Genomic DNA, 25,495 nt, shown 5'->3' with positions numbered 1-25,495 from the left:
TATCATTACATTGCAAAGTTCACCCTAAAATAGTAATCTGTTGAAAAACTCACTTTAACGAACAGGTGCTTTAATTAGATAACTTTATTATCTCTGCAAAGGTATTACAATTTTAAATACGTTTTTCAACCCTTTGGCTTAGGTAATACAATTCATTTAAATAATAAGATTATACTGTATGCTAGGATACCTAAAGCAATCTTGGTAATTCCTTTCAATATACCCATATTAGATCTGTATCCAACATTCATATTATTAAAATTAAGTTGGTCCAAGTCAGAAAAAGTACACTTAAATGAGTATCCTTTTTCAACAAAATTCAGGTTCATATAACTTGTATAACTGCCCACCGCTTATAATTGCTTTTTTAATACTGCTTTTTCCCCCTTTAATATTTTTTATAATTTGCACCTTAAATGTATCACTTTTGTTATCCTTTTAAATATTTTGGGTTTTTAGAAATATTTATTTGATTTTTAGTAATATTAGAATTCTATTTTATCAAATAGAAAATAGAGGATTTGATAAAAGTATGTAATAATGCATAATAAGCCAATCAGATATTATGATATACTTTCAAAGAGCTGATACAAAATTTCTTTAAATTGGAAAACTAAAGTTTTATCTACCTAATTGTGGGGACGCCTTATGGCGTCTTTTTTTATTAATAGAAAACCCTTAAGCATTCATATGCTTAAGGGTTTATCGATTGAAAGTTAGTGCCGTTTGGAATTCCTTAAATTAAGAACAAAGCGGGATTACTCTTAAACCAATTAATAAAGCTGCAGCAAACGCTGGAATTGGCGCAGGAATCTCGATACCTTCTACAACTAAAAAGTATTGACCATTTACTAATTTAAAACAAACTAATTGCATGGCTAATCCTCCCTTCTGTTAGGATTAATACATTATATTAAATAATCTTATTATTAATATAATTAAATTTTTTGTTTTTTAGAAAATGGGTAATCAATATTCCGGGGAAGCACATTAAATGATCTCTCCCTTATTTTCAAAAGGACCTGCTCAATTCATACGTAAAAACATAAGGTAAAGTGAACCCATTAAAACACATGGAATGACCCCTAGTCTTTTTCTCTTATCTAAAGGAGGAACTATTATTATGGGATATGGTGGTAGTTGCGGCGAAGGCTGCGGTTTTGCTGGAGGCTTTGCTTTACTCGTTGTACTCTTTATACTTTTAATCATTATTGGATGCAGTTGCTTCTGCTAAAAAACTATTAGAAAAGCACCTTAGGGTGTCTTTTCTTTATGCGTAAGAACCTCGCCATCTTATGGAAATGACGAGGTTCTTACCTATATTATTTAATATCTTGTTCCAGATTTTTATCAAGATTAGAATTACTATCATTATGGTAGCGTTGGTAGTTCTCTTCATGTAGCCTTTGTTGTTCTTGTTCAACTTTATTATCATGATCAATCACCTTAATAACAAAAAATAATATTACGATTACAAACACAACAAATGGGATGAGAGCAGTTTTAGAAAGCTCCTTTAAATCCTCTTTTGCTTGTCGCTTTTCTTCTCCTGTTGAAAAGAGATAAGCAAATAAAGCTATTATAAATGCGAAAAAACCTAAGAGTATTTCTACAACTGCAAAAATAGCATCTAACATTACTTATGTATCCCCCTAATATAACATATATGTATTACTAATTAGCCAATAATTACCTTAAACATTATATCAGCAAGAGTACACAGAAGTATAATAAATTATTTGTATAGTTTATTTTATTAATTAATATACTTTACTATAAAATAATTCAAGTCGCCCGAAGACCCCTTAAGTTTTTTTCTTTTTTGTGAAAAGATAAGATCCTAGCTCCGATCTTACCTTTTTTTATTTGTTAATTTGCAATAGGGCTACCGCCATACACCCATTCTCATGATTAGTTCGTTTTACTTTTAATACTCTCAGTTGCTTTTTTAAATAGTTTCATTGCCTGTTCTGCTTTATTATTTGCCTGTTCCAACTTACTATCATTTTGTTCTTCTAATGCTTCTGAAAGTAATCGCAGAGCATCCCAGTAATTATCCATTGCCTGTTTTATCTTTTCTTGTTCAACTTCTAACTCTTTAGGTGCCTCAAGGTATTTCATGTCTCTTACGTGTGTTTTTGCCATATCCAAACTCAGTTGGATTTCACTTTTCTTTGACTCATAATCCTTTACATCTGAATGTCCTATATCTTGTATCAGTCTGATAACTTCATCCATCTTATTTGTATTTCCTATGATGGCTGCTTTGTATTTATCAACTTCTGAACCACTAACTTTTTCATTTAAATCATCCTCACGATGACCCTCTTTCGCATGTTTCTGGTTCTCTTCCTTTACCTCTTGCTCTATATCAGGGTATTTCTCGTTTATCCCCTTAAATACTGTCTCCCATTTAGAAACACCATCATCTATCCCAAACATACCGGTTTGTATGATTTCTTTTGCTTTATCCTTATTATATTCACTATCATACTTACGGTCATCATACTGTCTAACTGCATCTTCTACTTTTATTAGGTGTTTTCTAATCTCTTCTACCCCTTCTTGTATTAAGAATTGGTAGTCTTCATACTTTGTAGGTGGCTTGATTTTTTCAAAACGGTTTATATCCAAACTAATGTGACTAATTAAAGAATCTATCTCACCTATGTAGACACTCTTTTCTGTAAATAATTCATCAGTTTTCTTTTCTAGTTTTTTCAAATGATACTGGAATTCTAAGTGCAGTTCAGTCAAACGATAAGGGTAATCATTTTCAGATACCTTTACCTTCTTTTCACCTTCCGTGTCTAATACATTTGATTTACTTTCTTTACTACTTGATTCCTCTTCCTTACTTCCCTTTTCATACTCAATTCTAGACAATGCGTTTCTTAGTTGGTTTTCAATGTGCTCATCACTATAGTGCAATTTCTTTAGGTCAGATACCATTTTATCTGCATCATAATACTTATCTACTTTTCTATACTCTGACTGTGTAAGTCCATATGTATTTAATGTACAACCTACTAGCATGAAACTAACACTTAACCCTGCTATTGCGATACCCTTAAATGATTTATTAATACTCATTTTAAACTTATCCCCTTTTTCTTTTAGTAATTCTTTTCTTCAACAATAGACAGGCCTTCATGAGTTTTTACATTGTCTGCTGCGTCAGTTTAGCTTTCCTAACTTATTGTTTCAGTCTTAACTTGAATTTCTTCCTTATAATTACAAAAAGGATATACCTAAACATATAACTGCTAGTAAGATATATCCTTATATTATTTTATAATGATAATAATTAATGAGTCAAAGTGATTTTGCGAAAATTATACAAAACAGGCATAATTTATTAGTTACTTGTCAAGTTATGCTTGGTACCACAATAAGATACTAGAGAATTTCTCATTGTAGTACCCTCTACTATCTTTACAGGAGTAGCAACATGTCTTCATCAACCTAAGAAAGCAAATAACCAAACATAATTTTGTGCTAACTTGTGACAAAAAACCTCATTTTTTCGTTTCGGGGAAATTCTGAATTCTTAAATTGATGTGCATGGGTTACCGCCACATCGCTATCAACCTAACAAAACAAAATACACCCTAAAATAAATTAGAACTATTTGTTCAAGAGATTCAAAGTTACTCGTACTTATCTCCCAATTAATTGTGCATTCTAACCTTTTCATCTACTAAGTTTTCTTACTAAGAAATGGAATCTAAAAAAGAAATAGAAATGAGCCTTTTTTATTATTTTGTTCATTTTTTTCGTTTTAGGAGAGATTTTGTTTTTTAGCTTGATAACAATGTGGAGATATCCTAGGTTTAAAAATCCCTTTAGTTACTACATACTAGCAACAACCTTTTGAAATTCAGGTTACTCCGATGTATAATTATCAAAAAATCTAAGGAGTTATATATATGGCTAATATAAAAATAATAGCTGAGGTTCTGAGTATAGGGTTACAAATTGGTTTATTTTCAAAAACTGAAATAATTGATTGGGCTGATCAGACAATTGAAGCATTAGATAGCCCTTCTATTGAAATTATAGAAGTTTCTCTATCTAGTAATGATAAGTTGGTTGACATCGTACCGAAATTAAAAAACGTAAAAGGAACGTATGATAAAAAATTACCAGTAAAAATAATACTGGGGCTGTTATGGGATAAATTTATCCTAAATGAAGAAAATGTATTGAAAATAAAACCATTTATATCTAATTTGATACATAATAATTGCTGTGAGGGATTCAGTTATGTAGATGAACAGCTATATAATTTTAATGAGGAAATTAATTTAGCCGCAGATAATATATATGGGAATCTAGAGGATATTAGTCAAGAATTAAAAAGCTTTCTATTTCCTTATAAAGACTTTAGTAATTACTTCAGTTTTTGGGAAACTTGAAAAATATTAAATTGATGGTAATAGATTATTCGGAAATGTATTCCTATAAAATAGTAGTTTTATTATTACAGCTATCCTACAAAGTGGTTTATCTGTTCATGAAAAAGAAGAATTCATTACATATAATACCGAAATTTATTTTCCTGCTTTAAACCTCACTCCTATAGAATAGCTAGTACAAATAGTTGAACTCTTAAAAAGAGCTTAAAAAAATAAATAGTAAGACCAATTTTCAACCACCCTTTACAGGTGATCTTTTACTTTTTCTACTTCACATATACAAAGGCTTCATTTGTCGTAATATAGTATATTCCCCCCTTTTCATTCATGATTCTTTACTTTTTTTCTCCCTCTTGCCAATGAATATGGTATATAATTGAGCACCTTCCAAAACTGTTTTTCTTCCACATTAAGATAAAAATTCACTATCAACTAAAGTTTCTATTTCTTCACCGTTTCCCCAATACATAACTGGATTAGGTCTACTGGAGGCTAAAGAGGCTAGAAAAGCAGCAAAGCTAGCGTAAGGTGCTAAATTCCCTCAAAGCATCTCAAAAGCTGAACAATTATTTAATATTCCTATACTCTCCATCTAATATTTGCAAATAACCCATGAGATAATCTCCTTATATACTACATATGAAGTTTATCACTTAATATTTATTGAAGAAAAAACGATGCATACAATAATCAAATCTAATTAACATATCATTTGATTATCGGTAGCAAGATCAAAGAGACTCCCTACTCTTAGAAAGGAACCTCCAATTCATATTATTACCCCATGCCCATCAACTTACGAATTTTATAACACCTCAAAACAAAAAGTCATGAGCTAACTTTCGGGGGTCACCTCAAACGAGCCTATGACTTTTTATATGCTATATCACAAATAATCTGGGAACACTTTACAGCCCTTTTCTTGCTCCATATCATGTCCAAAGAAAATAATCGGATTTTCTTTCTTAACAACATCTTTTAAACGTTTTATTGAAGATAAAGCTAAATCCGAATCAAATCCAGCAAACGGTACTTCATCTTCAAAGTTTTCTTTCGTATATGATGCATCAATAGTTAGCAACACTGGACCTGATTTTTCCGTCTCAATTAATAATGACTGATGCCCTGGCGTATGTCCCGGTGTATATATTAATTGCACACCTGGCACTACTTCATAATCCCCTTCAATGATTTTATAGTTTAAATTCGGCAATATACATTCTTTCAAATATTCCTCTCTGTGGAGTGCTACCTCATATTCAGCACGCTGCACAATAATTGGTGTATTTGTAAAAACGCCATTTCCTCCTGCATGATCAAAATGCAAGTGAGAACTAATGATATAAAGAAGATCTTCTGGCTCATATCCGGCACGCTTTAAAATATTTATGATCCTATCGTTCTCATTCATTTTAGGTAAAACTTGTCCTTCAACAAATGTACCTTTAAAAAGATTCTCATTATTAAGAGCACTTTCTGGCATACCTGTATCTACTAAAATAAGTCCCTCTTCTGTGTCCAAAAGATAACACCAAACAGGTAAGTTTAGTAGTTTACCCGGTGTAAGTGTACTATTAACTGAAGAATGATCCAACATACAACGACCTGCTGGGAGGAAATAAAGCTTCTTTACTGTCATTATGTATCCACCTTTACAAATAATTTAGGATAAAACATTACAATATAATATTTCGCTTATTAGAAATAAACTCCTTCTCACCTTTCATTATTTCAACCATTATTTTTTCAATTGTTCACAACTTTTCATTACAAATTCAGTGATACTGGAAAGCCTATGCAGGAATTCAATCCGCCTTTAGGAATAGGATAAAATTATAAATCCCTTAACATTTCCTGTAACTTTCCTCCGTATTTTTCAGCAATTCGAAGTCTTCCGCACTTTGAATATCCTCATCAATGTCCATAATTATGAGGAGTCTAAAAATTTGAAGAAAACAACAAAAATAGTGTAAAAAAGCTACATACTATTTTTGTTGTTTTCTTTTTTAATCAGTATAAATTTGTTAATTATTACAAGCGTTTAATTTATTACACTTTTTGCGTGCTTTAATTTCCTCCGGTTGAGTACCAAGCCAATAAGTTGGAAAAGCTGTCCCTTCAGTAACACCCCCATCACGATGCATGTAATAACGCTCATCATGGTTAGCTTTAAAGTTTCCTTCAAGTGCAAGTTCCACCCACTCTGCACCAAAACGAAAAATTTCTGCAGCTACTCCACCAAGCGGGTGAAATTCATTCTCATAGACGCGTATCTCCTTTGGTGCTTCTACAAACTCATAAAGACTTAATGCTTCTTCCAAACGGGTAAGTTCATCAAATTCTCCTATTCCCATGAAGACTGGACAAGTAATCTTTGGCGCCAATTTCCACAGGTTCATCTGTCTACTCAACTCGTTTTCAAAAGCAACTTCATCAGTGTAACCAGACATGTACATAAAATTGGCTTTGAAACTCGGCTGAGCTCTGTTAAAGATGGTATCAAATTCACCATATACACCTTCAAAAGTGGCTATAGCGTTTATACGATTATCACTCGCAGCAGCTCGCATCCCCCAATACCCACTCATACTGATACCAAAAAATCCAATCCGCTTTGGATCAACCTCAGGCCGTTTTAATAGAAAATCGATATAACAACTAACGGCGCGTTCGTAATTAGTCAAATCGACTTTTAGACCTTCAGATACAGATTCACCTTGACCCGGTCCTTCAATTGATAGAGCTATGATACCACGCGACGTATAATAACGTTGCGCAATCTGTATATAGTCTTCCTTAATCATATCCATACCTGGACCTAATATTACTGCTGGTGCATTGTGAACTTCACCTGAGGGCAAATGAAGTAGTGCATATATCTGTTTGCCTTCAAATTCTAGTACTATACGTTGTACTGTTCCCCCTCCAAGTGATGAAATAGCTGCCACACATTCATTACAACGCTCTCGAAATGCCAATTTTCGTGGATCATCATTAAAATATGAGTATTGTGCACGTCCCCACATAACAGCAGCTCGCTGATATAGATCACGAGCAGTAACAGTGAATCCCTTTTGTTCATAATGTTTTGCACGTTCTTGAGCCTGAGAAGCAACCGTCGCCCATGCTTTTGGTATCATTGCTCCACTCTTTACTTGAGAAAAAACTTTATCAAAATCAGTGTGGTCGTGTCCTAACTGTTCCATAGTTGCCTTTGCTTCAGGATGCAAAGCATCAAACCCACCAAGTGCAAGGGCTATATCTAAAGCCCATCCTTGAGATTGTGAACGTTGAGTCATAATAATCATCCTTTACGTTTTTTAATTAAGCACTTAACAATTAAGTACTTAATTAAAATAATGAAGTATAATATGTACTTTTGTCAAGACTACAAACCAAGTCGTCTTATTATTTTATTGATGATTTAAGGTGAGCATATATAATATTGCTTGGAAAATGAATAGCCAGTCTCTACTTAATTTGACTCTACTCTTTTTCATATGTTAATGTTAACACCATATAATTAAGTACTTAGTTAACAGGAAAATGGTGATGTTATGAAAAATTCTTCAAATAAGTTAACTGCGATAGACGAACTTAGTCAGGCTATATATAGTCTGACTGCAGCCGATGGACGTTTAAGAGGGCGAGCTACTCGTACATTAGGGGCAGTTTCAATGGTCCATGCTCGAACCCTTAAAGTATTAGCTGAAGAAGGCGAATTGTCAGTCAAAGAATTAGCTGATCGAGCAGAAACTACCGCCGCTGGTATTACTCAATTAATCAATGGATTACAACAGGCTGGTTACGTTGAGCGTGTTCGTTCAAATAACGACCGGAGAGTTGTCAATGTCCAACTTACGCCTAGTGGTTTAAACTGTCACTTAGAAAGAGAGAAAAAACTAAAACATATTCTTAATGCGAACCTTTCAGATTTTGATCCAGAGCAAATCGAGAAATCCTCTGAAATAATTAGATGTCTAGTTCATGTTCTTGACCAACTATAATAGTATTGAGTTTTTAGAACTAACACATCGCTATTATGCTAAAAGAACTAGTTACCCCAAAATAATAAAACCGCACCTCCAAGTATTAGATAACTATCTAATACATTTGAGGTGCGGTTCACTTAGGTCATTGATGTTTCAGCTATTCTCTTTATTTGAAAATTACATCTACCATACTAATTTAATATTATATTCCTGAAGCCAACTATTAACTTGAAGTAAATAATCTATTATACCTCGTGCATCATTACCTGAAATTACTTCGTCTTTTCCTTCTGCAATAGCACGAACTCTTTCTACATTTATTAATGGTAAAATAGGTGATTGAGGATTGTTCAACACATGTAACATCCAATCACTAATACCTTGTAGATAAGAAGCATCCTTTGTGCTTGGATATGCACTTTTTTTGCGATAAAGTACATCCTCTGGAAGTACATTTTCAAAAGCTCGACGTAAAATACCTTTTTCAATATTGTCTATGCTTTTCATTTCGAATGGAACATTCCATAAGTATTCTACAAGCCGGTAATCGCAAAATGGAACTCGTACTTCAAAGCCATTCATCATACTTGTACGATCTTTTCGTTCTAGCATAAATGGCAAGAAACGTGTAATAAACATGTAAGACATTTGACGTTGCTTCATTTGCAGATCACTTTCACCTTCTAAAAAAGGAACCTCAGCAACCGCATCTTCAAATTTTTGTTTTTGATATTTTTCAGGGCTAATCTTTTCTTTAAAATCCTCTGATAAAATTTCTGTACTATACCATAAATTAACACTCCAAGGGAATATCTCTGCATCTAAAAACTTCTCTTGATGGAACCATGGATATCCTGAGAACACTTCATCTGCGGATTCGCCTGAAAGTGCAACTGTTGCGTCTTTTTTCATTTCCTTAAATAGCAAATAAAGAGACGTTTCTAGTTCCCCAACTCCCGGTAGATCACGCGCTCGCATTGGAATTAATAAATGCTCTATTAAACTATCTGATCCCAACTCTATAGAGTGATGCTTTGTTCCTACATATTCAGCCACACGTTTCACCCAAGGTTCATCACGATCAAAACGAAGGAAGTCTTGCTCAAAGTCTTTTTCATCATTGATGAAATTCAGGGAATATGTATGAAGGTGTTCCCCTTTATTCCCAAATTCGTTTCCTGCTAAACCTGTTAGACCACTTGAATCTAAACCTCCGGAAAGCATAGATACCACTGGCCTATCAGCAATTAACTGACGTTTAACCGTATCTTGTAAAATGGAGCGGATTGTCTCCACTGTCATATCAATATCATCTATATGTTTTTTACTTTCAAGTTTCCAATACTGTGTCGTATTTGAACCATTAGAGGTAAACGTCATATAATGACCCGCACGTACTTCATGTATATCCTTAAAAATCGCATGACCAGGAGTACGTGTTGGTCCAAGACAAAATACCTCAGAAAGTCCTTCTTTATCTACTTCTGCATTTACAAGCGGATGCGAAAGCAAAACTTTTAACTCTGAACCAAAGAGAATTGCGCTTCCTCTTTGAGCGAAAAATAAAGGCTTCACACCTAGATGATCACGACCAAGCATCAATTTCCCAAATCTTTCATCCCAAATACCAAAAGCAAAAATCCCATTTAAGTGTTGAACACAATCTTCTTGCCATTCTAAATAAGCATGTAGTAATACCTCTGTATCAGACTTTGTCTGAAATTCATGACCTTTCCCCTCAAGTTCTTTACGTAATTCTTGATAGTTATAAATTTCTCCATTGAACGTAAGGCCAATCGTATCATTTCCATCTTTATACAGCATAGGTTGAAGGCCACCTTCAGGATCAATGACGATGAGACGTCGATGACCTAATGCTGCTCGTTTTGAAAGCCAATGCCCCTCTGCATCAGGCCCTCGGTGAGTGATAGCATCTGTCATTTTTTTTAACGTTTCTTGTTCATGAGACAGGTCTTTAGACCAGTCTATCCACCCTGCAATTCCACACATAGTGTCTACCTTCTCTCAAATAGTATAGAAACCGACTAAAATTAAATATCAGTCGGTTTTCCGTAAAAAATCCGACTAAAAACATCTTTTAGTCATGTTTATATAATAAAACGAATTGAATAAAAAATCAAATAATTCAATCAAGAAAGAAATCACTGTCCCCTTTCACTTGAATTCTCATCGTCCGATTAAAAAGTTATTACCTTAAACTTTCATTTTTATCCTAAGTTATAAAGTTGCATTCTATTATAGTTATATACTAGAAATGAGAATGGTGTATGTTATTCTATAAGAAGCAAATAGAGGACTTTCTATTAGGAGTTAAAAAATTACAAATGGACTGATACAGAATGTAATGAAAGAAAACTTCGCTAAATATTTCAAGGATAGGGTGTAGACAATGATCAAATTAGAAAAAGAAAATAAAAAAATGAAAATCATTCAATCTGCCACAATACTGTTCTCTACGGGTGGTGTCCGTAACACAACGGTCGATGAAATTGCAAAGAAAGCTAAAGTTGGTAAAGGTACTATTTATTATTACTATACAGATAAAACTGAAATATTATGTGACTGCTATATGCGTCATATTCAGCTTATACGTTCACAATTATTTGATTTATATAAAGAGGAAAAAGATGTTTTACTTCGAATACAAAAAATCCTTCATTATATCAGCCTAGAATATCATCAAGATCCGTTTGTTTCTACACTCTTTCAAGAATATAAAGAGTACCATTCACCTGAAATTACAGCTTGTTTTAAAAAGTCTGAAGAAGAAGCAATTAAAATGATAAGTAATTTGCTCGAAAGAGGTTATCAGCAAGGAGCTTTGCATAAGGTACCATTACCACTTACAGCTTTTATGTTAGTACGAATGATTTTTAACTACGAACAGGATTACATAAAAGATGATAAAAGTGATAAAGAATTTCTGCAGTTGCTAAAACATATGCTTCTTAAAAACTAGTTTTAACCACATACAAAAAAATTGCGGTACAAATATATGAAGAAGAACGTGAATAATGGATGGTTTAATAAGCTCTTTTCAGTCTGGACAAACCTGCAAAATATCCAACGCTTATGTAGGAATGACTGATAAAAGAACAACAGCGATTACAAGATCAAACTGTAAGGGAAAAAAGAATGAAATAAAGTATTCTGCTCGTAGTTCAGTTTTAGCAATATTAATGAGAAATACCAATCATTTACTTGTGCTGATAGGAGAAGTAAATGATTGGTATTCTTTACGTTAGCCAATATGATTTTAATTTAACGAATTCCCCGAAAGAATTCTCCTTCCTCAAGCGTGTGAAGGGCGTAGCCCAACGGTAGGTGGGAGATGAATTTCGGTTTGGCATAGCCAAAAACTTTTGATAAACTAGCTATATGAAGTTCTTTGATAACTTGATATATGAGGTTGCAGGAAGAAAATAGAGTGCGAAAACCAAGCCATTCGGTTCCTGCGTAAAATATCAACCGTACCAAAAGAGCGTCCAAGCGTTGGACATCTAGGGGTGGAACACCCCGAAGTAACGCTCAGGGAGACGAAAGGGTACTTTCGTCGTGGAACTGAGAAGCTCCCACTTCAAGCTTTGCTAAGTGGCGAGTAGTTCACTAATCTAATAACAAACCTTTAATTTAAACAAATCTAGTTCAAGCAAAAAAAGATGTCCTAGTACCATATCTACTAGGACACCCCTTCATTTTAATCATATATACATAACTTCTCTAAATTTCTAAATTCTATACATCTCTATCAATTAAATAATAATTAGATATATCTCCTATCTAAAACATAGTATTATTATTAGCTGTTTCATTTGGAATCTCTTGAATTACATCCCAGTGTTCGACAATCTTACCATCCTTTATACGAAATATATCCACTATAGCAACTCCCTTATCTTGAGAATTAGTACGAGAATGTACATGAAGAGCAACTGTATCTCCTTCAGCTACTACACGTTTAATCTCTGCAGAAGAGTTAGAGTTTTTAACAAAATCCTCCTTAAAGAAATCCATGAAAGCTTTTCGTCCATCAGCCACAAAAGGATTATGTTGCTTATAATCTTCACTTACATATTTAGGTATAATATCGATATTATGTTTGTTAAAAACTTCATTATAGAAATCAACTACCATCTTTTTATTCTTTTCTTTTTCTGTCACATTATCTTTCGATACTGATGCAACATTCCCGCTCTTTATTGCGTTACCTTTGTTTTTACCTGTGGAAGCTTGAAATATCAAAGTCGACACAATTCCTAAAATAAACACAGAAATAATTATTATTATTAAATTTTTATCTAATTTCATATACATCTACCTCTTCTAATCATATAAGTTATATTCCATAACATACTTGAAGAAGGAGAAACCTTCCCCAAAATGTGATATAAGGGGTAATGTTAGCAAAATCCGTTTATCCTAACACTACTCCTTATACAAGGTATGTTAGAAACGATTAACTCTAACTCAATACCTCATTAACAGTTGCACTGTCCACAATTTGAATAAACTTTTTAACCTTATCATTCTCATCAAATTCGTAAAGATGACAAAAATCTGCTACAAATGATTTTCCTGTTGCTTTATATGTCCCACTATACTTTCCATAAACGATTACAGTTTTATCATTAAATGCATAGATTTCATCCTTTGCACTATAGTCATTCCATTCTGTCCCAAGACGTTCATGTACGTTTTTCACTACTTCATCTGGACCTATATAAGTCCCTGCATATGGAAATCCAGCGGCTTCTGTCCAAGATACATTCTCATTTAAATACGCTTTGAAAGCATCCATTTTCCCTTCACCAGTCAATACATACGTTTCATGTAATAGTTTTTGATATTTATTCATAGCATTAACCCCATGGCATTTCTTTTGTTACAACTTTTGCACTTAATTCTAATACACCTTTATTAGCATAGCCTGGATATGCTGTTTCAAGCTTTGCCACAAAATCTTTTGAAGTGTTACTTTCTTCAGAAGCTTGAATTGCAGTGCTTAGATAATCCATAGTTGCAATAATCGCTTGATTATCTAAGGATTTTTCGATTGATCCATGGCTTGGTACAATAATGTCAGCATTTAACGCTTGTAATACTTGCAAGTTCTCAATCCATGCCTCCATTGCTGCTTTTGAACTAGTATCTGCTAAGAACACATGGATTTCGTTAAATACATCAATACCACCAATTAATAGTTTTAACTCTTTATTAAATAAGCTAGTTCTGTAATTATCTAAGCCTACAAGTTCAAATGTTAAGCCTTGAAAGTCAATAGATTTACCCCTAAACACTTGAGGTAATACCACATTGCTTGGTGCATTTTCTCCAAGAGCGTCTTTCCAAACTTTTAATTTACCTAAGACAGAATGAACAATATGTTCAACAGTAGATTCTGTAGCATAAGCAATGGCCTCTGGGTATACTGCTTTAATGCCCTCTAAACCAAAATAGTAGTCAGGATCTCCATGGATAATAAAGATTTTCTCTAAAGATAAGTTATTTTTCTTGAGGTAATCAACAATTTCTTTCGAATCAGATTGGGTGAATTTTGAATTTATTAAGAATGCATGTCCTGCTTTCTCAACCAAGGTTGCAGTTACCATAAAACTTTTTTCATCCGAACTAAACACCGTTAATTTCACATCTTTTTGATTTGTATCGATTGTTTTAAACATAGTATGTTATTCTCCTTTTTGTTAAAGTTATTGAATAGAAAACACATTTTTATCTTGTCCCACCAGAATTCCTCCCTCCTCAATTTCCGTGAAGGTTTGATTGCACCAGCAAATAAGTGGGAGATGAATGTCGGGTTGGCGTAAGCTAATAAGTTTTAGTAAAATTAAAATTGGACCCTCGTCAAAAACAAATTGAAAATATAACTGATATCAGAAAGATTTAAGTCCATCTACTTCTATTCTTCTTTAAAACGTTAAATGTTATATACTTTAACTTAAAATTTTTTAATATAAATTTTTAAAACGCGCTTCAATTTTATCTGGGGTCATTACCCCGCCACCAATAGGGATAATTTGATTATCCTTTTGTAAAAGCAAAGAAGGATAACTATTAATACCAAGCTGTCGAACTTTATTGAAGTCGTTTTGGACATCTATTATTGTTTCTTGAGCGTTTAAACGTTCTAATACTTGTTCAGGATTCAAACCAAGCTCAATCGCAATCTTACGGTATGTTTCAGGATCACTTAGACTTTGTCCCTCATAATAAAACGCTTTTTGCATAGCCGAAGTGAATTCTAACAAACGGTCTGGCGCTAATGAGCGTAAAGCTGAAAAGCCCATTGCAGCATCTTCCGAATTCATTTTAAAAGTACCTTCTGCCACCAACTTTTGGTATGAAGGGCCAAATTCTGCACCTGTAAGTTGATTAATTCTTTTATTTCCCTCTTCTATATATGAGAAATTTTTCATTGGTAAATTATCTAAAAATAACCCTCCACATAAAACCGTTAACGGCACTTCAGTGTGTTTTTTGTAAAATCCTTTAATACTTTCTGAAAAGCCATAGCACCATCCACAATATGCGTCCCATACATATATAAGGTTTTCTTGTTTCGTTTCCATTTAAATCTCCTACCTTTATTTTTATTAACCAGTCCAGCTATCACTTAAAATGCTCAGCCAACTTTTTGGTTTGTAAAAGTACCTCTTTTTTAGTATCTTGTTCTTTTTTGAGCCACCTTACTATATTTTTCAAAACTAACCCTTCCAAAAAAGATCAGATAAGATCTTTAACAAAAGATAGTGCTGCACATTATTGCTTCAAAATAGAAGATACGAAAGTTCGGTATATACATTAGCCTTTATACGTTAGTAACTTTCTACATTGGGCGACAACATGCAGACGACCATTCTTAATTAAATATATACAACTAATTTTCACTTTAAATAGGTTTAAGTTGTAACTAGATTAATTACAACTTCATGTAACTATTTTAGTTACAACATAGATGGAAGTCAATTCTTTTTTAACAAAAATATTAAATCTCTACCCTAACGCTTTTATAATTCTAGTATTAACAGGTGGCTTTCTGTTCTTAAGTTTGTTAAAACCCTTAGTAATCCCCTCAAAATATATATACTATTATGTTGATAAAAAGCTATACGTTCCCCTAGCCCTGTATTTTCTTCAGGGTCTTTATTCATTATTTTTATTTTTTGATCGTGTGCAACTAATAATAAATTCAAAAAAGAAAAAACAATTTTAAATTTATTATTGTATTCTTAAAGTATTCCATAACAAACAAGATAGTTAACACCATAAATATAGTATTAACTATCTTGTTTGAATATTAGTAATAATAAGTCTAAATATTATCAATTCACTTTATATTACATATATGTAAAAATAATAACATGATAAGCTTTTTCAAATTTTATCCCTACTAAAGATTTGAAATTAGCATTTCATTACTCTCCTTACTGTTAATATGCCTGGAAAAAGAACCTATAGGGTTCTTTTTCTGTTCATTACATAGAATCCTATATTAATAAAGTAAAAAAAAGAGGGATCTCTCCCCTCTTCACCAATAAAATCAAACATATTTACAATTAAGGACGGGCATCCATTCATCAAGAGATGAAAAGAACAAAAATAGTTCACCTAGTGAATTATAACACATAATCATTCCTATTAATAGATAATATTAACATTTATGGTTTTTTTGTTACAAAATTGTTAAGCATCTTAATATTAAAAGGCTTTATAGGTATATATCTTGAAAGTTGATAGTGTAGTGATAAAATATAAGGAGGCTATATATTATGTTTACAAAAAAACAGACATTAGTAACAACCGTAACAGCTTTAACATTAGGATGTGGATTTACTTTCGGATTAACACCAGCCTTTGCTGATTCTAGTAAGGTGTCCGTAGGCACTACACCTATTCATTCTATTCAAAAACAAGAACAAGAACCTTTTACTGGATATGTCATTTCAGTAGATAACAATTATTTAGTCGTTGCTGCTACTTCTACAAAAGATGAAGCGCTCGCTTATCAACATGATTGGTGGGATCTAGTTTCTCAAAATAAGATTTTAAGAGTTCCAGTTTCCAATGGAGAAGACTACAAGTTAGGTGAAAAATTAAACGTATATGCAGTTGGTTGGACTGCATCATTACCACCAATTGCTGTTATGCCTACCATTGAAAAAGTATTTCAGTAGGTAAAGTTTCCGATAATAAAGCTACCCCATATAAAAGGAGTCATTTAACCTGTATCCTTTGTAAAGGGCATTTTGAAAAAAAGTTAGGCAACATCAAAAAGATGATTTCTGTATCCAACAGGAGTCATCTTTTTCAAATTCCATTGATATCTATAGTGATTATAGTACATTATATATTTCTTATCTCTTGATTCCACTCAACAAAGAACACGAAAGATTTTTTATGTGCTTCATCTTTCAGATGACCAAAAAATGATTCTTGTGGGACGTTATCCCCACAGTTTCCTCTTCTTGACATGGATTGTCCAAGATTTAGCTTTTTGACTAGCTTTTGATTGGTAGGACTTGTGTAGTGGGATCCTTGATCTGAATGAATATATGCACCTTCAGTCAATCGAATCCTCTGATTCCTTTTTAGTTTATGAAGGATTGTCGTTACGAGGCCTAATGTCATCTGTTCTAAAACATGGTAAGCCAACCGCTTAAATTTTATTTACCCTCCAAAAATAGTTTTATGAAAATCATCATTTCTAAGTTAATTTTCATAAGACTATCGTATTAGAGAATTATGTATGATAAAAAACTTGCGCATAGTATAAAAGACTTTGAAAAGCTAAGGGAGTTATATCATCATTTTTATATAGCAAATGGAAGCTTGTTCATTGTAGAATGTAGATTGATTTTTACTATTACAATTTGGTAGATTGTTCTTCAGCTAAGTCCCTAAGAAATTTAGCTCTTTTAAGACCTTTGTATTCGTCTAAAGTTATATCTCTAACAATTGACCACGAACCAAGCCACATTGTTTCTCTGATATAACCATTCGGGATTTTAATTTTGGAAGTATCGCAAGCATTTCTTCCACACATAACAAATAAAGCTTTATTATAATCATCTTTATAATCTCTATTGAATCTATGATCTTTCATATATTGTTCAAATCCGCAATTACTACATTTAATTTGCACCTTTCTCAGCCCCTTGTCTTTTGTTGTTCCACGTATCGTCCAATAGGTATGATTAATAACTTTGGAGGTGTTTGTCAGAAGAAAAGGATTTACATGGTTCGGCATTAGATCCAAGCTCACTAGGCCTAAATCACCACCTAGCCCCTCATTTATAAAGATTTCGTTTACAATTTACATTTGCAATAATAAAATTTAAGCAAAAAGGGACGCCCTAGGACATCCCCTTATTTTTACTCATCTTATACATAACTTATCTAAATTTCCAGCTCTTTTTTACTATCAAAGCTCTTTTTTATTTATTGACTTACTTTTACTATTTCCTTTAGATATCTCTGCATATTTTGATTTACTGCATAGACGTAACATCCATTTATCCCGCGAGATAATAATACGTAATAAATACGTTTAATATAGGATGTTAACTCTTCATTATTTAAATCCGTTCCCTTAATCGGAAGTCCGTTTCGATCCTTATACTCTTTTGGGTTGACGATGATCTTTGCTTTATTCAAATCATAGTCTCCATTTTCTTCACCTGTATAATTACAATCAATTTCAGCTCCTAAGATCGCACCAATATAATTTAAATCAGCACCTTGGGTAGTATGAATACATCCTATTTCCTCTACACTATTCTTAAAATTAATCCAGTCCTTTACCTTTGAGTTCCATACAAATGTATTACCTGTAACAGGATCTTTTATATCATATAGATTCTTATCCTTTTGTGTAGCCCATTTCCAAGAATAACCCGCGACTACGCGACATAATTCATGGTCTTTATTTAAAGATTTCATGGAATCATTTAATTCTGTAATAGAGTCCATTACTTTAAAGTCATAGCCCTGCAATAATCCTTCCTCATAAACACCAACATTATTTGCTATTTGTAGATATTTACGCAGCCATGCTAGATATTGGTCTCCAGATTTCAAACGAAATTGTTTATGTAAGGGATGCCTCTTATAATTCACTGTCAACCGTTGAAATACATCTGTATCTATATCTGCAGGTCGAATTGTTTGGTATGGATCATAAACCACAGTTAAGTGATATGCATATGTTTCTATTAACTCCAACTCAGTTGTATAACCATTATCAGTGACTAAATGTTTTAAATCACGTGCTTGTTTACCAAAATATTGTTTCAGACGATGCGCTTCGTCCACAAAAACATATTTATATTTTGTACCCCTACTTTTTGCCTGCTTAATAAATTGTGAAGGTGACAGTACTGTAATACTTTGTAGACCTAGTTTGTTCATTAAACTCTTATATAAATTTAATGAGTGAGTTTGCGGAACTACAAGTGCTATATCTTCATAATTCAAGCCCTCTCGTGCTTTACCAGTTTTATTGTCGTAAGCAAGCGCATATAAGATATTTGTTAATACAATTGTTTTACCGGTACCCGGGTCCCCTGTAATCAAATGTCGACTATTTGATGTGGTAAGCATCGTATTAAAAATGTCTTTACAAACCTCAATTTGATTAGCCGATAGCTCTTTAAATGGTGAATATTTATAAATAAATTTATTATGTATCTCACCTAAATTCTCACTAGCTACCCCTTCTTCAATTAACTGATTCCAAATTTCTTTAAACATACTCTGAACATTTTCAATCCCGTTATAAGAATGAATCTTTTGGCCCCTTACTTTATTTAGTAAGTTAAATTTATCATCTGCAGATAAATATTCAATTAACAATGTTTCAATATGCTTAATCGAACTTTCATTAAATAATTCGCTTTTTATTACAATAACTTCATTGAATGTTTTACTTTCATCACTTAAATGTGCAACGAAACGCTCATATATATCTGTGGACTTACCTACATATAAATTCTTCTTATCTCGTTGAATATAGACTACTGGTACTTTATCAATTTCAAAGTCTCTCGTACTGCCTTGCTCAAACGCTTTTCGCTTCTTCTTAATTATTTCAAATAAAGATAATTTTGCTGCAAATGATATCATTTAAATAACCCCCACTTTTTTGGTTAAAGAATATTTGAGAGTAGTGAATATTGTATACAGTTTGAATCCAATACACACATACAACTCAAAATCCCATCCCTCTTCTTTTACACATTTATTTCAAAAAACTGTAAAGCGATAATCGCTTTACAGTTCGTCATATTTTTTATTACTTCCAAATGCCTTTTCTACTGGATATTTCTCTGCATTCTTGAGTAATTTAGCATATACTGCCTCTTCTAAATCAATATTCAATTTATCACTTAACATAAGCAAATAAATCATTACATCAGCCATTTCTTCTTTCATTTCCTGCATTTTAGTTTCTGTTGCTTCTTCACTAGACTTCCATTGAAAAGTCTCAAGTAATTCTGCTGCCTCTAAATTTAATGAAATTGCCAAATCCTTTGCATTATGAAACTGACCCCAATTTCTCTCATCTCGAAATTTTATTACTGCCTTTTGTAAATCTTGCATCACTATTAATCTCCCCTCTTTTTCGTATTATCTTTTCAAAATAAAACGCACTTTATATAGGGTCTCAACTAATCCACCTTAATCCAGATATAATCGTCCTCATATTTAACATTTAATTTTAATCGGATACCCTTCATATATGCATCTAATTGCTTTGATAGGCTCTCATCACCGACTTGATCATATCTATCTACATCTAAATATAACTTGAATACACTTCCTTCCTTTAACTCAAACTCCCATTTTAAAAAGTTATATAACATACTTTCCTGACTCATGTATTCATTTGCTTCCATATATTCTAGCAGCTCATGTAAATTATAATATACTAAGCTACTTGGCCTGAGATCTTGACATTTTGGACAATATTCTCTATATCTATCTTGCAATTGCATAATCATTTCTGTACCACATTGATTACAGTTATACATGTAGCAATCTCCTTCAATTCTCTTATGTTCTTCATACTCTTGAAATTATAAATTATACTATTTTGTTTTAAAAATGTTACTCTTATGCCACTTAAAGTATAATTTATTTTCTGGGCGAATTTCTATCTTAGCTTTGGGTGTTAATCCAAATATCAAATAATCTGTTTCTACTATCAATGGAGAAATATGCAATCGCCCCTGGCCATCAAATGTAATAAACCCTTTATCATACAGGGCATCATGATTACAGCAAAGGAGCACACCATTATAAGAATTTAAACGCTCCATACTTGTGCTATCTTTCCATGACTTTGAATGACTCGCTCTTAATAATTCTGGTAAATTTATTCCGCATAATGCACATTTCCCGTTCCACAGCTCCATTAATGCTTTCCTGAATTTTTGCTGCCCAATTCGGATTGTAGCTTTTACCTTTGATTCCGTTTCAGATATAACAGGAATTAATGTGTTATTTTCAGTCCTTCTTACCTCATCAACTGATAATTCTAATTGCTCATTTTTCTTCTTATAGATGTTTGAATCACTAATTAATTCAATTAATTTAAGAGCTAATTCTTCATTACATGGGTATAAATAACCTTGATTTCCATTTGCATCTGATTGAAAAGGCGAGTATTTAATTGGTAAAAGCTGCGATATCTCTTCAAAATTCTCAGGTATATTAATTGTTTTTTCTAACTCATGATATTTTAAAGGCACCAGATAGCCTTCATCATTCCATTGATCATGACTTTTCATAATCGATGGTTTATTCGATTCCTTACAATCTTCTTCAGCAATACTAACCGCTACAATATTCCCTTTTACATAATGAAAGATTCGATCTCCTTTTTTTACATCCATCATTCTTTTCCATGAATGTGGTACATTACCACCTCTATCTTTTTTTGGTGACCAAATAATTCCTAATTCCTTTTCTTCTTGATAAGTATGTCCCTGCATAACAATAAAATGGTTCATATATTCTCTCCTAAAGCGTATATTTACTACACTGATTTCTATTTAATTTAATACTAAAAAACTCTCCTACGATTAGCAAATAACCTATTTAAGTTTTTACTAATAATTAATTATACATTTATTATTTCATACGATTTTTTTCTCATAAATTAAATCCCACACACAATGATGTTAACATGTAAAAATAATATAGTTGTTTTACAATAAAGTACATATCACACAAATATCTACAAAAGCAGCACATGCGCTATTATTGATTTTTGTGATAAATGGAGAGTTTTAACTAAATACTCATTTATGCAAACAAAAGAGTTGACCTAAAAGGTCAACTCCTCTGCTTCAAATTCTTTATTTCTCTTCTTCCTTTTTTTCCATTTCCCGTTCATTTTTAGCGATTAAATCATGAAAATGCTCTTCTTTGTTTTCTTCTATATACTTCATAAGTTCTTTAAATTCCATTCATATCGCCTCCTATACTTATTATATCAATAATATTATAAGTTGTCAGGAGATTATAGAAATTAAATCTATTTATTATTTTATAAAATTTATTAAATGTATGTTCCCTAAAAAACAAGAGCTGATTTTTCGTTAAATTGATTATTTCGAGATTCATCAACAATAATTTCTTTTGCTTGTTTTGATTCTTTAAAAGCAAAAATTTCTGGTTGCTGACCCGTATTATCATATAAGCTATAACAATCTATCAAATCTTTAATTTTACAAAATGTAGTTGCTACTTTCATATGGCTTTCTTCAATAATATGTTCCGGAACCAATCTTCCTGTTAGTTTAAAACGCATGATTGATCGTTCTAAAGCAACCTTTATTGGAACATCTACAATGATTGCATTAATACTGAATTCAGCTTGTCTTAATTGTTGAATCAATTTTTTATATTTCTCTACATTTTTCATTGTACCATCATACATAAAGTTTATTTTTCTCTTCATACAGATTTTTAAAAGTTCCATGGTAATATCACTGCTTTCATCATGAACCAAAAAGGCTGCTTGTTTTATTAGTTCTGTGTCCCCTGATTCCATTAATTGTTGATATTCTGGTATTTTTTCTTTGATCTTATCAGAATCTATCCAAATTATATGTTTCTTCTTACGTTTATACCCCTTACTTACTAACTCTCCAATTGAGCTTTTTCCAGCAGCAGAACCACCACCAAGTAATATGGCTTCAGGTTCTTTTTCTTGCTGTGAATGTTCATTTAAAAATGATTCAATAATCTCATTATGTAGATCCTTACGTTCTATTACATACTCCCCATTGTTTACGTATCTTTCTCGGGTTGTTCTCAATTCGTCTTCTCCTCTTCTATAAATGAATTATTAGGTTCCCTTCAAAAGTTAGAGTACTTACTCTAACCCTGTACTTATAACTTTGATTTCTCGTCTCTACTTGAGATCATTCTTACTATGATTCCATATAGCTCTTTTAGTTAGATGCTATATTTTTCAATTCATCATTACACATTCCTTCTAAACAACCATATTTCTCTCTAACTTAATACCTACTCTATATATCCACTTAAACAAACAAAAAAGGACTCCTTTAAGTCGATTAATTGTGCATAGCAAAATAAGCTATATACACTAATCGGCTCAAAGAAGCCCTTTCAAAATTGAAACAAGAACACAACTTGCTTCTACAACTCAACCACAACACATAAGGTGTGGGAATAAACGGAATCAATTAAACTAACAATATACCTATATATTACATAATTCAGTTATTATTATCAAGATGATCTATTAATAATGCCCCTCTTTTTAAGAGGATGCGCTTAATTATAATATAAAACTTGATTTTGTCTCCTCTTAATTATTCATTTCAAATCTACTTGATTACATGAAAAATGAGCTACTAATTAAATTACTATTTTATTTCATTCCATAAAGATAAAGCAAAGATCCAATTCGGATCCCCATTCCCCTGATAGCTTTGGGCCGCCTCGTATTCCTTGCCTTCGTGAACTACTCTATCTCCTTTTTTATATGCTTTATACGAATCCCATTGCTCATAAGTGTTTTCTTGTTCCTTCGTAGTAACTGTTAAGACATCACTTTTCATTGATTCATTACCCGCCGTATCAACTGCAGAAACTGCATACTTGTATGTTGTATTTGCTTGCAAATTCTTGTCCATAAATAATGTGGTATTAACAGTACCTATTTCCTTCGTAACCCCCGCAATTTCTCTGTATACAATATAATGATCCACATCTATGTTATCTTCAGACGGACTCCACATTAAGTCAACAGTATTGGCAGTGATTCCCATACTGTGTAACCCTTTAGGTTGAGTTGGCGCTTCTGTATCTGGTTTTTCCACTGTTGTTTTAATAACTAATGCTTCACTTTCCTTAGATATATTCCCTACAGCATCTACTGCTTTTACTGTATACGTGTAATCTGTGTTTGGGCTTAATTTTTTATCAACTAAACTAGTACCCGCTACAGTATTAATTACTTCTCCATTACGTAACACTTGATACTCTTTCACCCCTACATTATCTGTTGCAGGCTTCCAATTAAGTTCTACGCTATTGGAAGTGGCTTTTACTACTTGTAGTCCAGATGGCTGAGTTGGTGCTTCTGTATCTGGTTTTTCATTATTAACTAGATTCACATCAATCACATTATAAAAAGCATTTACGGTATCAGCTACATCCCAAACCGCTAAAATGACATGATATCCACTACGATCAGTTGGTACATTAATTTTATGTGATAAATTATTAGATGCTGCAGAACCATCGTGTTTTACAGTTCCTATTAATTCAAGATCCGCTCTTGTTAGAGGTTTATTTGGATCCCATCCTTTTTTTGTGATGTAATAGTGCCATTGACTTGTTAAATGAGGAGCAGTGTATTTCCAAGTGAATGTATTCTCTCCACCCTTAATCGTATTCTTAAACCATCGATCAGCTGTTTGTTGATCAAGAATCCCACCAAACAGGCCTCCTGCTGAAGCAATTTTCCCATCAACCGGTCCACCTTGTGGGAATCCTTTAGGCGCTTCTAAGCTTTGCGGCTCATACATTACATTGCCACAATTTAAATTCAAAGCTCCATAATTCTGGCTACATAAAGCAGCACGGCTACCTGGTTTTTCAACGAACCCATGTGCATAGGCATTTTGAGGAATTAAAGTTGTACTCATAATCTCTACTGCTACTACAGCAGCACTTAATCCCTTTTTATTTGTAGTCATTTTTCTCAACTGCTTTAGAATTTTTTTATTCATTTTAATAGTCCCCTCCTATTAATTTGCTTACTATATTAAGAGCATTGATGTAAAAGAATAATAAAACATAGATTACAAAGATTAAATAAATAAAAACGAAACCTCATAACTTCATACTTAAATATTCATTTAACTTCCTTTACATCCAAATAGCTTTATAATTAAATTATTACATGATAATTCATTAAACTTATACTGAAATTGTGCACAGTTTTTGAACTTTCTTCTATTCTTATCTACTATTAAAAACTGATTAATACGGAATGACATTAACTCCAACCACTCTTCATGCTCACTTTGCTGCAAATTAGCGATTGCCACATCCCCTTTCAAAAATAAAGAGGACACCATTTCTTAAAACAGCTTTATTGCTGCTCTAAAAATTGGTATCCTCTAGTTTTCTAGCCGGACTGTATTCTGTTTTCATTTATTTAATAATACCAGCCTGCACAAAGATGTTTCTCCAAGCTTTGTTAACTTGGTATTTATCAACGGATATCGCACGACGAACGATAGCTTTTCTTATTTTCTTTTTCTTTGCATTTGCCATTCCTCTCATCCCTTTCATGCAAACGTCTCTCATTTCCATTTTGGAGCGTTTTACTCCTTTTGATACCTTATTACATTCAAAAATGATCTAAACGTGAATTGTACCTATTTTATAAATTCTTTTTCCCCACAGTTGCGATAGGTAAGACTTTGAAGTTATCTCCATCTTTTCCCCCGCTTAGCACTGTACGTGCGACTTTCATCGCATACAGCGCCCCATCTTATC

At 32.6% G+C, this 25,495-nt stretch carries 23 protein-coding genes and 3 pseudogenes; 6 read left to right on the top strand and 20 right to left on the bottom strand.

Annotation, left to right across the window (positions count from 1 at the left end):
• Positions 1–741 precede the first annotated feature (741 nt).
• Positions 742–876: a hypothetical protein gene (locus tag ABH960_RS15835; protein WP_258550636.1), complete on the bottom strand. Its 135-nt coding sequence runs from the start codon at positions 874–876 to the stop codon at positions 742–744.
• A gap of 247 nt (positions 877–1,123) precedes the next feature.
• On the opposite strand from ABH960_RS15835, the gene ABH960_RS15830 reads away from it, so the two are divergent.
• A complete protein-coding gene (locus ABH960_RS15830) occupies positions 1,124–1,234 on the top strand; it encodes a YjcZ family sporulation protein (protein ID WP_000540371.1) in 111 nt (36 codons plus the stop codon).
• Positions 1,235–1,322: 88 nt separating this feature from the next.
• Here the strand turns inward: ABH960_RS15830 and ABH960_RS15825 are convergent, their stop codons facing one another.
• The gene (locus ABH960_RS15825; protein WP_113937343.1) at positions 1,323–1,637 is read right to left on the bottom strand and encodes a fucose 4-O-acetylase; all 315 of its coding nucleotides are present in this window, start codon (positions 1,635–1,637) and stop codon (positions 1,323–1,325) included.
• Between the two features lie 274 nt (positions 1,638–1,911).
• On the bottom strand, positions 1,912–3,093 hold the full coding sequence (locus ABH960_RS15820) for a DUF7018 domain-containing (lipo)protein (protein WP_404446472.1): 1,182 nt from the start codon (positions 3,091–3,093) through the stop codon (positions 1,912–1,914).
• A gap of 836 nt (positions 3,094–3,929) precedes the next feature.
• On the opposite strand from ABH960_RS15820, the gene ABH960_RS15815 reads away from it, so the two are divergent.
• Positions 3,930–4,418, top strand: a complete 489-nt coding sequence (locus ABH960_RS15815; RefSeq protein WP_113937345.1) for a hypothetical protein — start codon at positions 3,930–3,932, stop codon at positions 4,416–4,418.
• 886 nt (positions 4,419–5,304) lie between these two features.
• Here the strand turns inward: ABH960_RS15815 and aiiA are convergent.
• Both aiiA and ABH960_RS15805 read right to left on the bottom strand, forming a co-directional pair.
• Positions 5,305–6,057 carry a quorum-quenching N-acyl homoserine lactonase AiiA gene (gene aiiA, locus ABH960_RS15810; protein ID WP_113937346.1) on the bottom strand — a complete coding sequence of 251 codons (753 nt, stop codon included), beginning with the start codon at positions 6,055–6,057 and terminating at the stop codon, positions 5,305–5,307.
• Positions 6,058–6,442: 385 nt separating this feature from the next.
• Positions 6,443–7,717: an alpha/beta hydrolase gene (locus tag ABH960_RS15805; protein WP_404446469.1), complete on the bottom strand. Its 1,275-nt coding sequence runs from the start codon at positions 7,715–7,717 to the stop codon at positions 6,443–6,445.
• A gap of 258 nt (positions 7,718–7,975) precedes the next feature.
• Between ABH960_RS15805 and ABH960_RS15800 the strand changes: the two genes are divergently transcribed.
• Positions 7,976–8,425 carry a MarR family winged helix-turn-helix transcriptional regulator gene (locus ABH960_RS15800; RefSeq protein ID WP_000798525.1) on the top strand — a complete coding sequence of 150 codons (450 nt, stop codon included), beginning with the start codon at positions 7,976–7,978 and terminating at the stop codon, positions 8,423–8,425.
• 168 nt (positions 8,426–8,593) lie between these two features.
• On the opposite strand, the gene asnB is transcribed toward ABH960_RS15800, so the two are convergent.
• Positions 8,594–10,420: an asparagine synthase (glutamine-hydrolyzing) gene (asnB, locus tag ABH960_RS15795; RefSeq protein ID WP_113937348.1), complete on the bottom strand. Its 1,827-nt coding sequence runs from the start codon at positions 10,418–10,420 to the stop codon at positions 8,594–8,596.
• Between the two features lie 400 nt (positions 10,421–10,820).
• Here asnB and ABH960_RS15790 point away from each other — a divergent pair, with 400 nt between their 5' ends.
• Together ABH960_RS15790 and ABH960_RS15785 are read left to right on the top strand one after the other, a co-directional pair.
• Complete coding sequence (locus ABH960_RS15790) at positions 10,821–11,390, top strand: TetR/AcrR family transcriptional regulator (RefSeq protein WP_113937349.1); 570 nt, start codon at positions 10,821–10,823, stop codon at positions 11,388–11,390.
• Positions 11,391–11,445: 55 nt separating this feature from the next.
• Positions 11,446–11,673 (top strand): annotated as a pseudogene (locus ABH960_RS15785) (IS4 family transposase); the annotation flags it as partial.
• 538 nt (positions 11,674–12,211) lie between these two features.
• Here the strand turns inward: ABH960_RS15785 and ABH960_RS15780 are convergent.
• The 4 genes from ABH960_RS15780 to ABH960_RS15765 form a co-directional block, all read right to left on the bottom strand.
• Positions 12,212–12,739 carry a nuclear transport factor 2 family protein gene (locus ABH960_RS15780; protein WP_113937350.1) on the bottom strand — a complete coding sequence of 176 codons (528 nt, stop codon included), beginning with the start codon at positions 12,737–12,739 and terminating at the stop codon, positions 12,212–12,214.
• A 154-nt stretch (positions 12,740–12,893) separates the two neighbouring features.
• Positions 12,894–13,286 (bottom strand): nuclear transport factor 2 family protein, encoded by a 393-nt coding sequence (locus ABH960_RS15775; protein ID WP_085313303.1) that lies wholly within the window; start codon positions 13,284–13,286, stop codon positions 12,894–12,896.
• A 4-nt stretch (positions 13,287–13,290) separates the two neighbouring features.
• Positions 13,291–14,112 carry an MBL fold metallo-hydrolase gene (locus ABH960_RS15770; protein ID WP_113937351.1) on the bottom strand — a complete coding sequence of 274 codons (822 nt, stop codon included), beginning with the start codon at positions 14,110–14,112 and terminating at the stop codon, positions 13,291–13,293.
• A gap of 285 nt (positions 14,113–14,397) precedes the next feature.
• Positions 14,398–15,018: a DsbA family protein gene (locus ABH960_RS15765; protein ID WP_113937352.1), complete on the bottom strand. Its 621-nt coding sequence runs from the start codon at positions 15,016–15,018 to the stop codon at positions 14,398–14,400.
• 1,200 nt (positions 15,019–16,218) lie between these two features.
• Between ABH960_RS15765 and ABH960_RS15760 the strand changes: the two genes are divergently transcribed.
• Entirely contained in the window at positions 16,219–16,623 is a 405-nt protein-coding gene (locus tag ABH960_RS15760; protein WP_113937353.1) for a DUF3221 domain-containing protein, read from the top strand.
• Between the two features lie 83 nt (positions 16,624–16,706).
• Here the strand turns inward: ABH960_RS15760 and ABH960_RS15755 are convergent.
• From ABH960_RS15755 to ABH960_RS15710, 10 genes and pseudogenes are all read right to left on the bottom strand, one after another.
• Positions 16,707–17,101 (bottom strand): annotated as a pseudogene (locus ABH960_RS15755) (IS3 family transposase); the annotation flags it as partial.
• Between the two features lie 211 nt (positions 17,102–17,312).
• Positions 17,313–17,552, bottom strand: coding sequence for a hypothetical protein (locus ABH960_RS15750; RefSeq protein WP_113937458.1), 240 nt, complete (start codon positions 17,550–17,552; stop codon positions 17,313–17,315).
• A gap of 335 nt (positions 17,553–17,887) precedes the next feature.
• On the bottom strand, positions 17,888–19,570 hold the full coding sequence (locus ABH960_RS15745) for a DUF2075 domain-containing protein (protein WP_404446460.1): 1,683 nt from the start codon (positions 19,568–19,570) through the stop codon (positions 17,888–17,890).
• A 147-nt stretch (positions 19,571–19,717) separates the two neighbouring features.
• Positions 19,718–20,047, bottom strand: a complete 330-nt coding sequence (locus ABH960_RS15740; protein ID WP_078205664.1) for a nucleotide pyrophosphohydrolase — start codon at positions 20,045–20,047, stop codon at positions 19,718–19,720.
• A gap of 68 nt (positions 20,048–20,115) precedes the next feature.
• Positions 20,116–20,478: a hypothetical protein gene (locus ABH960_RS15735; protein WP_404446457.1), complete on the bottom strand. Its 363-nt coding sequence runs from the start codon at positions 20,476–20,478 to the stop codon at positions 20,116–20,118.
• Positions 20,479–20,535: 57 nt separating this feature from the next.
• Entirely contained in the window at positions 20,536–21,459 is a 924-nt protein-coding gene (locus ABH960_RS15730) for an HNH endonuclease (RefSeq protein WP_404446454.1), read from the bottom strand.
• 566 nt (positions 21,460–22,025) lie between these two features.
• The gene (locus tag ABH960_RS15725) at positions 22,026–22,772 is read right to left on the bottom strand and encodes a zeta toxin family protein (protein ID WP_340853228.1); all 747 of its coding nucleotides are present in this window, start codon (positions 22,770–22,772) and stop codon (positions 22,026–22,028) included.
• Between the two features lie 577 nt (positions 22,773–23,349).
• On the bottom strand, positions 23,350–24,720 hold the full coding sequence (locus ABH960_RS15720; protein ID WP_404446450.1) for a lytic polysaccharide monooxygenase: 1,371 nt from the start codon (positions 24,718–24,720) through the stop codon (positions 23,350–23,352).
• A 129-nt stretch (positions 24,721–24,849) separates the two neighbouring features.
• Positions 24,850–25,044, bottom strand: a pseudogene (locus ABH960_RS15715) (ArpU family transcriptional regulator); the annotation flags it as partial.
• 103 nt (positions 25,045–25,147) lie between these two features.
• Entirely contained in the window at positions 25,148–25,270 is a 123-nt protein-coding gene (locus ABH960_RS15710; RefSeq protein WP_087943100.1) for a DUF3983 domain-containing protein, read from the bottom strand.
• Positions 25,271–25,495 lie beyond the last annotated feature (225 nt).

The organism is Bacillus sp. RC252 (assembly GCF_044909215.1).
Lineage (GTDB): Bacteria > Bacillota > Bacilli > Bacillales > Bacillaceae_G > Bacillus_A > Bacillus_A mycoides.
This window is presented reverse-complemented; position numbering and strand designations above follow the sequence as displayed.

Coding starts and splice junctions, on each gene's coding strand:
- ABH960_RS15825 (WP_113937343.1), bottom strand. CDS start 1,637: ATGTTAGATGCTATTTTTGCAGTTGTAGAAATACTCTTAGGTTTTTTC.
- ABH960_RS15770 (WP_113937351.1), bottom strand. CDS start 14,112: ATGTTTAAAACAATCGATACAAATCAAAAAGATGTGAAATTAACGGTG.
- ABH960_RS15710 (WP_087943100.1), bottom strand. CDS start 25,270: ATGGCAAATGCAAAGAAAAAGAAAATAAGAAAAGCTATCGTTCGTCGT.
- ABH960_RS15775 (WP_085313303.1), bottom strand. CDS start 13,286: ATGAATAAATATCAAAAACTATTACATGAAACGTATGTATTGACTGGT.
- ABH960_RS15765 (WP_113937352.1), bottom strand. CDS start 15,018: ATGGAAACGAAACAAGAAAACCTTATATATGTATGGGACGCATATTGT.
- ABH960_RS15730 (WP_404446454.1), bottom strand. CDS start 21,459: ATGAACCATTTTATTGTTATGCAGGGACATACTTATCAAGAAGAAAAG.
- ABH960_RS15720 (WP_404446450.1), bottom strand. CDS start 24,720: ATGAATAAAAAAATTCTAAAGCAGTTGAGAAAAATGACTACAAATAAA.
- ABH960_RS15760 (WP_113937353.1), top strand. CDS start 16,219: ATGTTTACAAAAAAACAGACATTAGTAACAACCGTAACAGCTTTAACA.
- ABH960_RS15745 (WP_404446460.1), bottom strand. CDS start 19,570: ATGATATCATTTGCAGCAAAATTATCTTTATTTGAAATAATTAAGAAG.
- ABH960_RS15820 (WP_404446472.1), bottom strand. CDS start 3,093: ATGAGTATTAATAAATCATTTAAGGGTATCGCAATAGCAGGGTTAAGT.
- ABH960_RS15800 (WP_000798525.1), top strand. CDS start 7,976: ATGAAAAATTCTTCAAATAAGTTAACTGCGATAGACGAACTTAGTCAG.
- aiiA (WP_113937346.1), bottom strand. CDS start 6,057: ATGACAGTAAAGAAGCTTTATTTCCTCCCAGCAGGTCGTTGTATGTTG.
- ABH960_RS15780 (WP_113937350.1), bottom strand. CDS start 12,739: ATGAAATTAGATAAAAATTTAATAATAATAATTATTTCTGTGTTTATT.
- ABH960_RS15750 (WP_113937458.1), bottom strand. CDS start 17,552: ATGAAAGATCATAGATTCAATAGAGATTATAAAGATGATTATAATAAA.
- asnB (WP_113937348.1), bottom strand. CDS start 10,420: ATGTGTGGAATTGCAGGGTGGATAGACTGGTCTAAAGACCTGTCTCAT.
- ABH960_RS15835 (WP_258550636.1), bottom strand. CDS start 876: ATGCAATTAGTTTGTTTTAAATTAGTAAATGGTCAATACTTTTTAGTT.
- ABH960_RS15830 (WP_000540371.1), top strand. CDS start 1,124: ATGGGATATGGTGGTAGTTGCGGCGAAGGCTGCGGTTTTGCTGGAGGC.
- ABH960_RS15735 (WP_404446457.1), bottom strand. CDS start 20,478: ATGTATAACTGTAATCAATGTGGTACAGAAATGATTATGCAATTGCAA.
- ABH960_RS15790 (WP_113937349.1), top strand. CDS start 10,821: ATGATCAAATTAGAAAAAGAAAATAAAAAAATGAAAATCATTCAATCT.
- ABH960_RS15740 (WP_078205664.1), bottom strand. CDS start 20,047: ATGCAAGATTTACAAAAGGCAGTAATAAAATTTCGAGATGAGAGAAAT.
- ABH960_RS15805 (WP_404446469.1), bottom strand. CDS start 7,717: ATGACTCAACGTTCACAATCTCAAGGATGGGCTTTAGATATAGCCCTT.
- ABH960_RS15815 (WP_113937345.1), top strand. CDS start 3,930: ATGGCTAATATAAAAATAATAGCTGAGGTTCTGAGTATAGGGTTACAA.